The sequence below is a fragment of the Bordetella pertussis 18323 genome (assembly GCF_000306945.1).
GTDB classification, from domain to species: Bacteria; Pseudomonadota; Gammaproteobacteria; order Burkholderiales; family Burkholderiaceae_B; genus Bordetella; species Bordetella pertussis.
The window spans coordinates 3,863,142-3,877,058 of the sequence record NC_018518.1; the positions used below are offsets into that span (position 1 = coordinate 3,863,142).

Consider the following 13,917-nt stretch of genomic DNA (forward strand, 5'->3'; position numbering starts at 1 on the left):
CATGCGTACCGCTGAAATTACCCGCAACACCAATGAAACGCGCATCCGCGTGGCCGTCAACCTGGATGGCACCGGCAAGCAGACCATCGACACCGGCGTGCCGTTCCTGGACCACATGCTGGACCAGATCGCCCGCCATGGCCTGATCGACCTGGACATCAAGGCCGACGGCGACCTGCACATCGACGCCCACCACACGGTCGAGGACGTCGGCATCACGCTGGGCATGGCCATCGCCAAGGCGGTCGGCAGCAAGGCCGGCCTGCGCCGCTACGGCCACGCCTACGTGCCGCTGGACGAGGCGCTGTCGCGCGTGGTGATCGATTTCTCGGGCCGTCCGGGCCTCGAGTACCACATCGACTTCACACGCGCGCGCATCGGCGACTTCGATGTGGACCTGACCCGGGAGTTCTTCCAGGGCCTGGTCAATCACGCCCTGATGACCCTGCACATCGACAACCTGCGCGGCTTCAACGCCCACCACCAATGCGAAACGGTGTTCAAGGCCTTCGGCCGCGCGCTGCGCATGGCCCTGGAGGTCGATCCCCGCATGGGCGATGCCGTGCCGTCCACCAAGGGCGTGCTGTAACGCCCCGTACCCGCACCAGGCAGACACACTCGTGAGCACCATTGCCATTGTCGATTACGGAATGGGCAACTTCCATTCCGTCGCCCGCGCGCTGCAACATGCCGCGCCCGACGCCGACATCCGGATCTGTAACCGCCCCGAGCAGATCGACGCGGCCGACCGCGTCGTCTTCCCCGGCCAGGGCGCCATGCCCGACTGCATGCGCACGCTGAACGAATCCGGCCTGCGCGCCGCGGTCGAGCGCGCCGCCGCCAGCAAGCCGCTGATGGGCGTGTGCGTGGGCGAGCAGATGCTGTTCGAGCGCAGCGAGGAAGGCGGTACGCCGTGCCTGGGCATCTTCCCGGGCGAGGTGCGCCGCTTCGCCGGCCCGCAGTTCGCCGACCCGGTCGCCGCCGACCAGGCCGCCGCGGCGCCCCCCGCTGCCGCGCGGGAACGCCTGAAAGTCCCGCACATGGGCTGGAACCAAGTGCGGCAAACGCGCTCCCATGCATTGTGGGAGGGCATCCCGGACGGCACGCATTTCTATTTCGTGCACAGTTATTATGCGGCTCCATCCGATCCGGCCCTGACCACCGGCGTCACCGATTACGGGGTCGCCTTTACCTGCGCCGTGGCGGCCGCTAACATTTTCGCGGTGCAGTTCCACCCCGAGAAGAGCGCCGAGCACGGTTTGCGCCTGTACCGCAATTTTGTAGACTGGCAACCGTAAACGCCTGTCGCGACGGCCTTGGGCCGATATTTCCAACGACTTTTTCAACGCTCGCTATCCACCATGCTGCTGATCCCCGCCATCGATCTCAAAGACGGGCGCTGTGTGCGCCTGCGCCAGGGTGACCTGGACGATGCTACGGTGTTCTCCGAAGACCCCGCCGCCATGGCAAGCCACTGGCTCGACCTGGGCGCCCGCCGGCTGCACCTGGTCGACCTGAACGGCGCTGTCGCGGGCAAGCCCAAGAACGAAGCGCCGATCAAGGCCATCCTGCAGGCCGTCGGCGACGACATCCCGGTGCAGATCGGCGGCGGCATCCGCGACCTGGACACCATCGAGCGCTACCTGGACGCCGGCATCTCGTACGTGATCATCGGCACGGCCGCGGTCAAGAACCCGGGGTTCCTGCAGGACGCCTGCGGCGCGTTTCCCGGCCAGATCATCGTCGGCCTGGACGCCCGCGACGGCAAGGTCGCCACCGACGGCTGGAGCAAGCTGACGCGCCACGACGTGCTCGACCTGGCCAAGAAGTTCGAGGACTATGGCTGTGAAGCCATCATCTACACCGACATCGGCCGCGACGGCATGCTCTCGGGCGTGAACGTCGACGCCACGGTGCGGCTGGCGCAGCACGTGCGCATCCCGGTGTTCGCCTCCGGCGGCATTGCCGGCCTGTCCGATATCGAAGCCCTGTGCGCGGTCGAGGACGACGGCGTGGAAGGCGCCATCCTGGGCCGCAGCATCTACGAAGGCGCGCTCGACTTCCAGGCTGCCCAGGCCCGCGCCGACGAACTCGCCAAATGAATGCCAGCCGCATTGCCGCCGCCGGCGCCAGCACGCTGACGCGCCGCATCATCCCCTGCCTCGACGTGACCGCCGGCCGCGTCGTCAAGGGCGTGAACTTCGTCAACCTCACCGATGCGGGCGATCCGGTCGAGATCGCGCGCCGCTACAACGAGCAGGGCGCCGACGAGCTCACCTTCCTCGACATCACCGCCACCAGCGACGGGCGCGACCTCATCCTGCCCATCATCGAGCAGGTGGCCTCGCAGGTCTTCATTCCCCTGACAGTGGGCGGCGGCGTGCGCCAGGTCTCCGATGTACAGCGCCTGCTCAATGCCGGCGCCGACAAGATCAGCATCAACAGCGCGGCGGTCGCCAACCCCGAGCTGGTGCGCGCGGCGGCCGACTACCATGGCTCGCAATGCATCGTGGTCGCCATCGACGCGCGCCGCAGCTCGGCCGAGGGCGAACCGGCCCGCTGGGAAGTCTTCACGCACGGCGGCCGCAAGGCCACCGGGCTGGACGCCGTGGCCTGGGCGCGCCGCATGGCCGCCTATGGCGCCGGCGAAATCCTGCTGACCAGCATGGACCGCGACGGCACCAAATCGGGCTTCGACCTGGAGCTCACCCGCGCCGTCTCCGATGCCGTACCCGTGCCCGTCATCGCCTCGGGCGGCGTGGGCAACCTGCAGCACCTGGCCGATGGCGTGACCACCGGCCGCGCCAGCGCCGTGCTGGCCGCCAGCATCTTCCACTTCGGCCAACACACCGTGCGCGAGTGCAAGCAGTACATGGCCGAGCGCGGCATTGCCGTGAGACTGACATGAATACCGAACCCACCTGGATGGCCGAGGTCGTCTTCGACGAGAACGGCCTGATCCCGGCCATCGCCCAGGATGCCGAAACCGGCCAGATCCTGATGGTCGCCTGGATGAACCGCGAAGCGCTGGCCGAGACGGCCGCCACCGGGCGCGCCGTGTACTGGTCGCGCTCGCGCCAGCGCCTGTGGCGCAAGGGCGAAGAGTCCGGCCATGCCCAGGACGTGCACGAACTGCGGCTGGACTGCGACGGCGACGTCATCCTGCTGAAGGTTCACCAGAACGGCGGCATCGCCTGCCACACCGGGCGCGCCAGCTGCTTCTACCGCCGCCTCGAAGGGACCGCCAGCCAGGCCGAGTGGATCACCATCGACCCGGTGCTGAAAGACCCGGAGCTGATCTACAAATGACCACCCCGACCGCCGGCGACGACATCCTGTCGCGTATCGCCGATACCCTGGCCACGCGCCGCCCCGAGGCCGGCGGCGATCCGCAGTCGTCCTACGTCGCGAAGCTGCTGTCCAAGGCGCCCGACGCCTTCCTGAAGAAGATCGGCGAAGAAGCTACCGAGCTGGTCATGGCGGCCAAGGACGGCCAGCCCGACCGCATCATTAGTGAAACCGCTGATCTCTGGTTCCACTGTCTGGTAGCCTTGACCCATTACAATCTGCGACCCGAGGACGTACTGGCCGAGCTGGCGCGCCGCGAGGGATTGTCCGGCCTCGAGGAAAAGGCCCGGCGGCCGCGAGACTGAGCACGGAACCTGACATGAGCGACAACTGTATCTTCTGCAAGATCGCCCGCGGCGAAATCCCGGCCAAGAAAGTGTTCGAGGATGACGAATTCGTCGCCTTCCACGACATCAACCCGGCCGCGCCGGTGCACCTGCTGCTGATCCCGCGCCGCCACGTCGTGTCGCTGCAGGACATCGCCGAGGGCGACGCCGGCTGGTTGGGTAGAATGACTGTACTGGCGTCGCGCCTGGCGGCCGGCAACGGCTGCAACCCCGGCCCCGACGGGGGCTTTCGCCTGATGGCCAATTCCGGGGCCGAAGGCGGCCAGGAAGTACCGCATCTGCATTTCCATATTCTGGGTGGTCCGCGTCCCTGGAAAGGCCGCGTGGCTCCCGCCGCATAATTTCGGAGAACCGTCATGGGTAGCTTCAGTATCTGGCATTGGTTGATTGTCCTGGTCATCATCGCGCTGGTGTTCGGCACCAAGAAACTGCGCAACGTCGGCTCGGACCTGGGAAGCGCCGTCAAGGGCTTCAAGGAAGGCATGAAGGACGCCAGCGCCGACAAGCCGGCCGATCAGGTCACGCAGCAACGCGTGTCCGACGACACCATCGACGTGCAGGCCAAAGAGAAAAGCAACTCCTAGTCCCGGCCCGGGACCGGCCCATGACGGCGCCGGTCCTTTCCTATCGTTCCAGTTCTTACAAGCGGCAGCCGCATGTTTGATGTCAGCTTCACAGAGCTGATGGTGATCGGCGTCATTGCGCTGGTCGTCATCGGCCCCGAACGCCTGCCCAAGGTGGCGCGCACCATCGGCCATCTCCTGGGCCGGGCGCAGCGCTATGTCAATGACGTGAAGTCCGATATCCGGCGCGAGATCGAACTCGACGAACTGCGCAAGTTCAAGGACGAAATGGACGAGACCGCGCGGTCGATGCAGACTTCCTTGCGCGAGACCGAGGATACGCTGCGCGACAGCACCCAGGCGCTGCGCGCGGAGCTCGACGACACCGCCCGCGACGCCTCCAAGGCCGTCAACGGCGCCGACGCCCCGGCCGAACCCGCGCCCGCCGTCGCCAGCGACACCGACACGCGCAGCATCGCGCCTCCCGCGGCGGCCACGCCCGCCGACAAGACCCCGCCTACCGGTAGCGCAACGTGAGCCAGGACGCCTCCAACGACAATCCCGACCAGCAGCAGGACAGCTTCATCTCGCACCTGGTCGAACTGCGCAGCCGCCTGCTCAAGGCCGCCGGCGCCGTGGTCGCCGTATTCATCGTGCTGTTCCTGTATCCCGGCGCCTCGGCCATCTACGACGTGCTGGCCCAGCCCATGCTGGCTTCGCTGCCCGAAGGCACCCGCATGATCGCCACCGGCGTCATCACGCCGTTCATGGTGCCCGTCAAGGTCACCATGATGGCCGCCTTCGTGGTGGCCCTGCCGGTGGTGCTGTACCAGGCCTGGGCCTTCGTCGCCCCCGGCCTGTACAAGCACGAGAAGCGCCTGGCGCTGCCGCTGATCCTCTCCAGCACGCTGCTGTTCATCATCGGCATGGCGTTCTGCTATTTCTTCGTGTTCCGCACGGTCTTTCACTTCATCGCCACGTTCGCGCCGCAGTCGATCACGCCGGCGCCCGACATCGAGGCCTATCTCAGCTTCGTCATGACGATGTTCATGGCCTTCGGCATCACGTTCGAGGTTCCGGTGGCCGTGGTGCTGCTGGTCAAGACCGGCATCGTCGAAGTGGCCAAGCTGCGCGCCGCGCGCGGCTACGTCGTGGTGGGCGCCTTCGTCATCGCGGCCGTGGTCACCCCGCCCGACGTGGTCAGCCAGTTCATGCTGGCCGTGCCGCTGTGCCTGCTGTACGAGGTAGGCCTGCTGTGCGCGCGCCTGGTCACGCCCAGACGCCGCGGCGAGGAAGAATCCGAAGACGACCAGGCCCTGACCGAGCGGCACTGAGACGGACCGGCCGCGCTCGTGAAAAAGTAGACGGTTTCACGCTTGCCGCGGCCGCCCGGCATGCCTACATTGCCGGCATGAGCCAAGCAGACCGTCTGCGCGCCTTGATGCGATGGCGCGGAATTTCCAGCCAGAACCAATTGGCGCGCATTTCCGGCGTGCCGCAATCCACCATTCACCGCATCCTGGCCCGCGGCGACGCCTATGCGCCCACCCGCGCCACGCTGGAGCGGCTGGCGCGCGCGCTGCACACCACCGTACCCTGGCTCAGCGACGGCATGCTCGGCACCAGCGCCGCGCTGTGCCATGAGCTGGGCATCAAGCACCGCTTTACCCGACCTTACCGCCCACAGACCAATGGCAAGGCCGAACGCTTCATCCAGTCGGCCTTGCGTGAGTGGGCTTACGCTCACACCTACCAGAACTCCCAACACCGAGCCGATGCCATGAAATCCTGGCTACACCACTACAACTGGCATCGACCCCACCAAGGCATCGGGCGCGCTGTACCCATCTCCAGACTCAACCTGGACGAATACAACCTATTGACAGTTCACAGCTAGCGTTCGCATACCAAATCCTTGCCGGCGCCAAGATTTCAGTATGAGAAAGATAGACGCCTATCCGCTGCCCGCCGTTGCGGACGCACGGTCAATGCCAGATACTGATTTCGACCGGATGCAGGCGGTCGACGGCGCGCAATGCGGCGCGGACCGGCACCGAACCACAAGGCTCATGGCCATATAAAAGTTCGCGCAGGCGACGACCCGAGGAGACTTCCATGAACATGACCAGGCTGCTCGCCGTGATCGGCATTTTCATCGCCACGGCGGGCATCGCGGCGCCTGTCTCGGCCGACACCTATCCCGCCCGGCCAATCCAGATGATCGTGCCGTTCCCGCCCGGCGGCAGCACCGACGTGATGGCGCGCGTGCTGGCCCGCACGCTGCAGGATTCGCTGGGCCAACCCGTCGTGGTGCAGAACCGTGCCGGCGCCGGCGGCGTGATCGGCACCGACGCCACGGCGAAGTCGGCCGCCGACGGGTACACCCTGTTGCTGTCGTCGTCGTCGGCGCCGCTGGCGGTGGGCCTGAGCCTGATGCCCAGCATCCCGTACAAGGTGCTCGAGGACCTCGTGCCGGTGTCGATGGTGGGCGACGTGCCCCTGGTGCTGGTCACCAACCCCAAGCTCAAGCTGGACAGCCTGGACGCGCTCATCGCCCAATGCAAGGCCAGGCCGGGCGAGGTCGCGTTCGCGCTCAACGCGCTGGGATCGCAGGCGCACCTGCTGACCGAACTGTTCCAATTGCGTACCGGCGCCGCCATCAACATGATTCCCTACAAGGGATCGGGCCCCGCGGTGGTGGACCTGCTGGGAGGCGTCGTGGCGGCCGACATCGAGAACATGCCCGCGGTGCTGGAACATATCCGCTCCGGCAACCTGCGCGCGCTGGCCATCCTGTCGTCGGATCGCTCGACGCATTTCCCGGCCGTACCCACCATGGCGGAGCTGGGATATCCCGAATTCGTCGCCTCGCCCTGGTTCGCCGTCATGGCCCCCAAGGGAACCGACCCCAAGATAATCGTCCTGCTCAACCGCCACATCAACGAGGCGCTGCAGTCCAAGGCGGTCGTCGAGGCCTTTGCCGCCCAAGGCGCCACGCCGGTCATCGCCACGCCGGATCAGACCCGCGGCTTCATCGCAGACGAGATCCAGCGCTGGGCCGGCGTCGTGCGCGAAACCGGCGCCAAGCTGAAGTAGCAGCGCAGCCCTCCAACGCGCCATCCCCGTCCGGCCGGCACCATCCCGCATACGTGTTGGCAACCGCCAACGCGTATGCGTGCGGATGCGTCGTACAAAACCCTCGATTATTCCGTACATCCCGCTACTGCAATCCAACACGGCGTAAACGCTCCTTCGGCGCAAAGTCGCGCGATGGTACCGGTCACCGTCCGGACCGTGCTGACCCCCCTGCCATGGTGTGATCCGTAAAATAGGCACCACCGAAACGCAGAGGGGAAGACGGGATGCGTTGCACTCGGGCAATTCGCCAAACCGCAAGAACAGGCTGGCTGACGTGGCTGGCGATTCTTGCCGTCACGGCGCCCGTGACTTCGCCGGCATGGGCCGACGATCCTCCCGCCACCGTATACCGCTATGACTCCCGCCCGCCGGAGGACGTTTTCCAGAACGGATTCACGGCGTGGGGAAACAACGACAATGTGCTCGAACATCTGACCGGACGTTCCTGCCAGGTCGGCAGCAGCAACAGCGCTTTCGTCTCCACCAGCAGCAGCCGGCGCTATACCGAGGTCTATCTCGAACATCGCATGCAGGAAGCGGTCGAGGCCGAACGCGCCGGCAGGGGCACCGGCCACTTCATCGGCTACATCTACGAAGTCCGCGCCGACAACAATTTCTACGGCGCCGCCAGCTCGTACTTCGAATACGTCGACACTTATGGCGACAATGCCGGCCGTATCCTCGCCGGCGCGCTGGCCACCTACCAGAGCGAATATCTGGCACACCGGCGCATTCCGCCCGAAAACATCCGCAGGGTAACGCGGGTCTATCACAACGGCATCACCGGCGAGACCACGACCACGGAGTATCCCAACGCTCGCTACGTCAGCCAGCAGACTCGCGCCAATCCCAACCCCTACACATCGCGAAGGTCCGTAGCGTCGATCGTCGGCACATTGGTGCGCATGGCGCCGGTGATGGGCGCTTGCATGGCGCGGCAGGCCGAAAGCTCCGAGGCCATGGCAGCCTGGTCCGAACGCGCCGGCGAGGCGATGGTTCTCGTGTACTACGAAAGCATCGCGTATTCGTTCTAGACCTGGCCCAGCCCCGCCCAACTCCGGTAATTGAACAGCATGCCGATCGACCGCAAGACGCTCTGCCATCTCCTGTCCGTTCTGCCGTTGGCCCTCCTCGGATCTCACGTGGCGCGGGCCTCCACGCCAGGCATCGTCATTCCGCCGCAGGAACAGATTACCCAGCATGGCAGCCCCTATGGACGCTGCGCGAACAAGACCCGTGCCCTGACCGTGGCGGAATTGCGCGGCAGCGGCGATCTGCAGGAGTACCTGCGTCATGTGACGCGCGGCTGGTCAATATTTGCGCTCTACGATGGCACCTATCTCGGCGGCGAATATGGCGGCGTGATCAAGGACGGAACACCCGGCGGCGCATTCGACCTGAAAACGACGTTCTGCATCATGACCACGCGCAATACGGGTCAACCCGCAACGGATCACTACTACAGCAACGTCACCGCCACTCGCCTGCTCTCCAGCACCAACAGCAGGCTATGCGCGGTCTTCGTCAGAAGCGGGCAACCGGTCATTGGCGCCTGCACCAGCCCGTATGACGGCAAGTACTGGAGCATGTACAGCCGGCTGCGGAAAATGCTTTACCTGATCTACGTGGCCGGCATCTCCGTACGCGTCCATGTCAGCAAGGAAGAACAGTATTACGACTATGAGGACGCAACGTTCGAGACTTACGCCCTTACCGGCATCTCCATCTGCAATCCTGGATCATCCTTATGCTGAGACGCTTCCCCACTCGAACCACCGCCCCGGGACAGGGCGGCGCCCGGCGGTCGCGCGTGCGCGCCCTGTCGTGGTTGCTGGCATCCGGCGCGATGACGCATCTTTCCCCCGCCCTGGCCGACGTTCCTTATGTGCTGGTGAAGACCAATATGGTGGTCACCAGCGTAGCCATGAAGCCGTATGAAGTCACCCCGACGCGCATGCTGGTCTGCGGCATCGCCGCCAAACTGGGCGCCGCGGCCAGCAGCCCGGACGCGCACGTGCCGTTCTGCTTCGGCAAGGATCTCAAGCGTCCCGGCAGCAGTCCCATGGAAGTCATGTTGCGCGCCGTCTTCATGCAACAACGGCCGCTGCGCATGTTTCTGGGTCCCAAGCAACTCACTTTCGAAGGCAAGCCCGCGCTCGAACTGATCCGGATGGTCGAATGCAGCGGCAAGCAGGATTGCCCCTGAAGGCGAACCCCATGCATACCATCGCATCCATCCTGTTGTCCGTGCTCGGCATATACAGCCCGGCTGACGTCGCCGGCTTGCCGACCCATCTGTACAAGAACTTCACTGTCCAGGAGCTGGCCTTGAAACTGAAGGGCAAGAATCAGGAGTTCTGCCTGACCGCCTTCATGTCGGGCAGAAGCCTGGTCCGGGCGTGCCTGTCCGACGCGGGACACGAGCACGACACGTGGTTCGACACCATGCTTGGCTTTGCCATATCCGCGTATGCGCTCAAGAGCCGGATCGCGCTGACGGTGGAAGACTCGCCGTATCCGGGCACTCCCGGCGATCTGCTCGAACTGCAGATCTGCCCGCTCAACGGATATTGCGAATGAACCCTTCCGGAGGTTTCGACGTTTCCGCGCAATCCGCTTGAGACGATCTTCCGCCCTGGTTCCATTCCGGGAACACCGCAACATGCTGATCAACAACAAGAAGCTGCTTCATCACATTCTGCCCATCCTGGTGCTCGCCCTGCTGGGCATGCGCACGGCCCAGGCCGTTGCGCCAGGCATCGTCATCCCGCCGAAGGCACTGTTCACCCAACAGGGCGGCGCCTATGGACGCTGCCCGAACGGAACCCGCGCCTTGACCGTGGCCGAACTGCGCGGCAACGCCGAATTGCAGACGTATTTGCGCCAGATAACGCCCGGCTGGTCCATATACGGTCTCTATGACGGTACGTACCTGGGCCAGGCGTACGGCGGCATCATCAAGGACGCGCCGCCAGGCGCGGGGTTCATTTATCGCGAAACTTTCTGCATCACGACCATATACAAGACCGGGCAACCGGCTGCGGATCACTACTACAGCAAGGTCACGGCCACGCGCCTGCTCGCCAGCACCAACAGCAGGCTGTGCGCGGTATTCGTCAGGGACGGGCAATCGGTCATCGGAGCCTGCGCCAGCCCGTATGAAGGCAGGTACAGAGACATGTACGACGCGCTGCGGCGCCTGCTGTACATGATCTATATGTCCGGCCTTGCCGTACGCGTCCACGTCAGCAAGGAAGAGCAGTATTACGACTACGAGGACGCCACATTCCAGACCTATGCCCTCACCGGCATTTCCCTCTGCAACCCGGCAGCGTCGATATGCTGAGCCGCCGGCTCGGATCTGTTCGCCTGCCCATGTTTTTCCTTGACGGATACCGCGAATGAATCCCTTGAAAGACTTGAGAGCATCGCTACCGCGCCTGGCCTTCATGGCAGCCTGCACCCTGTTGTCCGCCACGCTGCCCGACCTCGCCCAGGCCGGCGGCGGGCTGCAGCGCGTCAACCACTTCATGGCGAGCATCGTGGTCGTACTGCGCGGCGCGTCAGTGGCCACGGTGACCATCGCCATAATCTGGGCGGGCTACAAGCTGCTGTTCCGGCACGCCGATGTGCTGGACGTGGTGCGAGTGGTGCTGGCGGGACTGCTGATCGGCGCATCGGCCGAAATCGCTCGTTATCTGCTGACCTGAATCCTGGACGTATCGAACATGCGTGATCCGCTTTTCAAGGGCTGCACCCGGCCCGCGATGCTGATGGGCGTACCCGCCACGCCGCTGGCCGTGTGCAGCGGCACCATTGCCCTGCTGGGCATCTGGTTCAGCATCGCCTTTCTGGCCTTGTTTCCCGTGGCATTGCTGGCGATGCGGATCATGATCCGGCGCGATGACCAGCAGTTCCGCCTGATCTGGCTTTACCTGCGCATGCGTTGGCTGAGCCGGGACCGCACGCATGCGTTCTGGCAAAGTACCGTCTATGCGCCGCTGCGTTACGCCGAGCGCCGCCGGCGCCTGCGCAAGCCATGAACCGGCGCGGCGGCCAGACCGCATTTGCGGCCATTGCGCGCAACGAGCGCGCCATCGCTGCGTTCATCCCCTACAGCAGCCACCTGACGGACACGACGCTGATCACCCATGGCGCGGACCTGGTCCGCACCTGGCGCGTACAGGGGATCGCCTTCGAAAGCGCCGAGCCAGAGCTGGTTTCGCAGCGCCATGAACAGCTCAACGGCCTGTGGCGCGCCATCTCGTGCGAGCAGGTCGCGCTTTGGATCCATTGCATCCGGCGCAAGACGCAGGCCGGGTTGGATGCGCGGTACGAAAATCCGTTCTGCCGCGCGCTCGACGCCTCGTACAACGCCCGGCTGAACGCGCGGCAGGCAATGACGAACGAATTCTACCTCACCCTGGTATATCGGCCTGGCCACGCCGCGCTCGGCAAGCGTGCGCATCACGGCCAGGCCGAGGTCCGCCGGCAACTGCTGGCCCATGTACGACGCATGGACGAAATCGGATCCCTGATCGAAACGACGCTGCGCAGCCATGGCGAGAACCACGAGCAGGCCATCACCGTGCTGGGCTGCGAGACGGACAGCGCCGGCCGGCGATACTCCCGGACGCTGACCCTGCTCGAATTCCTGCTCACCGGCCACTGGCAGCCGGTACGTGTGCCGGCCGGGCCGGTGGACGCGTATCTCGGTTCGAGCCGGATCCTTGCCGGCGCCGAAATGATGGAGTTGCGTTCTCCGACCTGCCGCCGCTACGCGCAGTTCATCGATTTCAAGGAATACGGCACGCACACCGAACCAGGGATGCTGAATGCCTTGCTGTACGAGGATTACGAATATGTGATCACGCATTCGTTCAGCGCGGTCGGCAAGCGACAGGCGCTGGCCTACCTGCAGCGGCAGCGCGCCCAGCTGGCCAACGTGCAGGACGCCGCGTACTCGCAGATCGACGACCTCGCGCATGCCGAAGACGCCCTGGTCAATGGCGATTTCGTGATCGGCGAGTATCACTTCTCGATGATGATCCTCGGCGCCGACCCCCGGCAACTGCGGCGCGATGTCAGTTCGGCCATGACGCGCATCCAGGAGCGCGGCTTTCTCGCCACGCCGGTGACGTTGGCCCTGGATGCCGCCTTCTATGCGCAATTGCCTGCCAACTGGGCATACCGGTCGCGCAAGGCCATGTTGACCAGCAGAAACTTCGCCGGACTGTGCAGCTTTCATAATTTCTACGGCGGCAAGCGCGATGGCAACCCCTGGGGCCCGGCCCTGAGCCTGCTGTCCACGCCTTCCGGCCAACCGTTCTACTTCAATTTCCATCACTCCGGGCTCGACGAGGATTGCCGCGGCCAGATGATGCTGGGCAACACGCGCATCATCGGCCAGTCCGGCAGCGGCAAGACCGTGCTGCTCAATTTCCTGCTTTGCCAGCTGCAGAAATTCCGATCCGCGGATGCCGATGGCCTGACGACGATTTTCTTCGACAAGGACCGGGGCGCGGAAATCTGCATCCGCGCCCTCGATGGCCAGTACTTGCGGATACGCGACGGCGAACCGACCGGCTTCAACCCCTTGCAGCTGCCATGCACCGACCGCAATGTCATGTTCCTGGACTCGCTTCTGGCGATGCTCGCGCGCGCTCATGACTCGCCGCTGACGTCGGCGCAGCACGCGACGCTGGCCACCGCTGTGCGCACGGTGCTGCGCATGCCGGCGTCGCTGCGGCGAATGTCCACGCTGCTGCAAAACATCACCCAGGCCACGTCCGAGCAGCGGGAACTGGTCAGACGCCTGGGGCGCTGGTGCCGCGACGACGGCGCCGGTGGCACGGGAATGCTGTGGTGGGTCTTCGACAATCCGAATGATTGCCTCGATTTTTCGCGGCCGGGCAACTACGGCATCGACGGCACCGCGTTCCTGGACAATGCCGAGACGCGCACGCCGATCTCGATGTACCTGTTGCATCGGATGAACGAGGCCATGGATGGACGGCGCTTCGTCTATCTCATGGACGAAGCCTGGAAGTGGATCGACGACCCGGCCTTCGCCGAGTTCGCAGGCGACCAGCAGCTGACCATACGCAAGAAGAACGGGCTGGGCGTCTTCTCCACGCAAATGCCAAGCAGCCTGCTCGGCGCGAGGGTCGCCGCATCGCTGGTACAGCAATGCGCAACCGAGATCTATCTGCCCAACCCCAGGGCCGATCGCGCCGAATACCTGGATGGTTTCAAATGCACCGAAACCGAGTACCAGTTGATCCGCTCCATGGCGGAGGACAGCCATCTTTTTCTCGTCAAACAGGGCAGGCAGGCAGTCGTCGCACAACTCGACCTCTCCGGCATGGATGACGAATTGGCCATCCTGTCCGGCAACGCCAGGAACCTGCGCTGTTTCGAGCAAGCGCTGGCACTGACGCGGGAGCGCGACCCAAACGACTGGATCGCGGTATTCCATCGGCTTCGACGCGAAGCCAGCGCCGGCCTCAGGTGAAACCAGC

Annotated in this window: 19 protein-coding genes and 2 pseudogenes; 20 read left to right on the forward strand and 1 reads right to left on the reverse strand. The window is 64.8% G+C overall.

The features are described from left to right. Window position 1: 1 nt before the first annotated feature. The 11 genes and pseudogenes from hisB to BN118_RS21395 form a co-directional block, all read left to right on the forward strand. Window positions 2-589, forward strand: a complete 588-nt coding sequence (gene hisB / locus BN118_RS18330) for an imidazoleglycerol-phosphate dehydratase HisB (RefSeq protein ID WP_003815795.1) — start codon at window positions 2-4, stop codon at window positions 587-589. 31 nt (window positions 590-620) lie between these two features. Continuing rightward, window positions 621-1,298: an imidazole glycerol phosphate synthase subunit HisH gene (hisH, locus tag BN118_RS18335; protein ID WP_010931644.1), complete on the forward strand. Its 678-nt coding sequence runs from the start codon at window positions 621-623 to the stop codon at window positions 1,296-1,298. Between the two features lie 63 nt (window positions 1,299-1,361). Further along, the gene (gene hisA / locus BN118_RS18340; RefSeq protein WP_010927224.1) at window positions 1,362-2,102 is read left to right on the forward strand and encodes a 1-(5-phosphoribosyl)-5-[(5-phosphoribosylamino)methylideneamino]imidazole-4-carboxamide isomerase; all 741 of its coding nucleotides are present in this window, start codon (window positions 1,362-1,364) and stop codon (window positions 2,100-2,102) included. Further along, window positions 2,099-2,908 carry an imidazole glycerol phosphate synthase subunit HisF gene (gene hisF, locus BN118_RS18345; RefSeq protein ID WP_003815802.1) on the forward strand — a complete coding sequence of 270 codons (810 nt, stop codon included), beginning with the start codon at window positions 2,099-2,101 and terminating at the stop codon, window positions 2,906-2,908. The genes hisA and hisF overlap by 4 nt, the downstream gene beginning before the upstream one ends. Beyond that, complete coding sequence (hisI, locus tag BN118_RS18350) at window positions 2,905-3,309, forward strand: phosphoribosyl-AMP cyclohydrolase (RefSeq protein WP_003815804.1); 405 nt, start codon at window positions 2,905-2,907, stop codon at window positions 3,307-3,309. Before hisF ends, hisI begins: the two co-directional genes overlap by 4 nt. Continuing rightward, window positions 3,306-3,653 carry a phosphoribosyl-ATP diphosphatase gene (locus BN118_RS18355; protein WP_003815805.1) on the forward strand — a complete coding sequence of 116 codons (348 nt, stop codon included), beginning with the start codon at window positions 3,306-3,308 and terminating at the stop codon, window positions 3,651-3,653. The genes hisI and BN118_RS18355 overlap by 4 nt, the downstream gene beginning before the upstream one ends. Before the next feature lie 14 nt (window positions 3,654-3,667). After that, entirely contained in the window at window positions 3,668-4,036 is a 369-nt protein-coding gene (locus BN118_RS18360; protein WP_003815807.1) for a histidine triad nucleotide-binding protein, read from the forward strand. Between the two features lie 15 nt (window positions 4,037-4,051). Then, window positions 4,052-4,279: a Sec-independent protein translocase subunit TatA gene (tatA, locus tag BN118_RS18365; protein WP_003815808.1), complete on the forward strand. Its 228-nt coding sequence runs from the start codon at window positions 4,052-4,054 to the stop codon at window positions 4,277-4,279. Window positions 4,280-4,351: 72 nt separating this feature from the next. Beyond that, window positions 4,352-4,795: a Sec-independent protein translocase protein TatB gene (gene tatB, locus BN118_RS18370; protein ID WP_014906112.1), complete on the forward strand. Its 444-nt coding sequence runs from the start codon at window positions 4,352-4,354 to the stop codon at window positions 4,793-4,795. 98 nt (window positions 4,796-4,893) lie between these two features. Next, window positions 4,894-5,439: pseudogene (gene tatC / locus BN118_RS18375) on the forward strand (twin-arginine translocase subunit TatC); the annotation flags it as partial. Window positions 5,440-5,447: 8 nt separating this feature from the next. Further along, window positions 5,448-6,155 (forward strand): annotated as a pseudogene (locus BN118_RS21395) (helix-turn-helix domain-containing protein); the annotation flags it as partial. 88 nt (window positions 6,156-6,243) lie between these two features. Here BN118_RS21395 and BN118_RS20330 read toward each other — a convergent pair. Further along, window positions 6,244-6,381 carry a hypothetical protein gene (locus BN118_RS20330; RefSeq protein ID WP_154403049.1) on the reverse strand — a complete coding sequence of 46 codons (138 nt, stop codon included), beginning with the start codon at window positions 6,379-6,381 and terminating at the stop codon, window positions 6,244-6,246. Between BN118_RS20330 and BN118_RS18385 the strand changes: the two genes are divergently transcribed. The 9 genes from BN118_RS18385 to ptlC all read left to right on the forward strand — a co-directional run bounded on the left by BN118_RS18385 (window position 6,374) and on the right by ptlC (window position 13,910). Further along, on the forward strand, window positions 6,374-7,354 hold the full coding sequence (locus BN118_RS18385) for a Bug family tripartite tricarboxylate transporter substrate binding protein (RefSeq protein ID WP_010931647.1): 981 nt from the start codon (window positions 6,374-6,376) through the stop codon (window positions 7,352-7,354). The two genes, BN118_RS20330 and BN118_RS18385, sit on opposite strands and share 8 nt — an antisense overlap. A 266-nt stretch (window positions 7,355-7,620) precedes the next feature. Continuing rightward, window positions 7,621-8,430 carry a pertussis toxin ADP-ribosyltransferase subunit S1 gene (gene ptxA, locus BN118_RS18390; protein WP_014906113.1) on the forward strand — a complete coding sequence of 270 codons (810 nt, stop codon included), beginning with the start codon at window positions 7,621-7,623 and terminating at the stop codon, window positions 8,428-8,430. A gap of 39 nt (window positions 8,431-8,469) precedes the next feature. Then, entirely contained in the window at window positions 8,470-9,150 is a 681-nt protein-coding gene (ptxB, locus tag BN118_RS18395) for a pertussis toxin binding subunit S2 (protein ID WP_014906114.1), read from the forward strand. Continuing rightward, window positions 9,144-9,602 carry a pertussis toxin binding subunit S4 gene (ptxD, locus tag BN118_RS18400; protein ID WP_014906115.1) on the forward strand — a complete coding sequence of 153 codons (459 nt, stop codon included), beginning with the start codon at window positions 9,144-9,146 and terminating at the stop codon, window positions 9,600-9,602. The genes ptxB and ptxD overlap by 7 nt, the downstream gene beginning before the upstream one ends. Window positions 9,603-9,613: 11 nt before the next feature. Then, window positions 9,614-9,976 (forward strand): pertussis toxin binding subunit S5, encoded by a 363-nt coding sequence (gene ptxE, locus BN118_RS18405; RefSeq protein ID WP_023853616.1) that lies wholly within the window; start codon window positions 9,614-9,616, stop codon window positions 9,974-9,976. An 82-nt stretch (window positions 9,977-10,058) separates the two neighbouring features. Beyond that, the gene (ptxC, locus tag BN118_RS18410; protein ID WP_010931651.1) at window positions 10,059-10,742 is read left to right on the forward strand and encodes a pertussis toxin binding subunit S3; all 684 of its coding nucleotides are present in this window, start codon (window positions 10,059-10,061) and stop codon (window positions 10,740-10,742) included. A 55-nt stretch (window positions 10,743-10,797) separates the two neighbouring features. Next, entirely contained in the window at window positions 10,798-11,106 is a 309-nt protein-coding gene (ptlA, locus tag BN118_RS18415) for a type IV secretion system protein PtlA (protein WP_010929493.1), read from the forward strand. Window positions 11,107-11,124: 18 nt separating this feature from the next. Then, window positions 11,125-11,439, forward strand: a complete 315-nt coding sequence (ptlB, locus tag BN118_RS18420) for a type IV secretion system protein PtlB (protein ID WP_010929494.1) — start codon at window positions 11,125-11,127, stop codon at window positions 11,437-11,439. Then, window positions 11,436-13,910: a type IV secretion system protein PtlC gene (gene ptlC, locus BN118_RS18425; RefSeq protein ID WP_014906116.1), complete on the forward strand. Its 2,475-nt coding sequence runs from the start codon at window positions 11,436-11,438 to the stop codon at window positions 13,908-13,910. The genes ptlB and ptlC overlap by 4 nt, the downstream gene beginning before the upstream one ends. The last annotated feature ends 7 nt before the right edge of the window (window positions 13,911-13,917 follow it).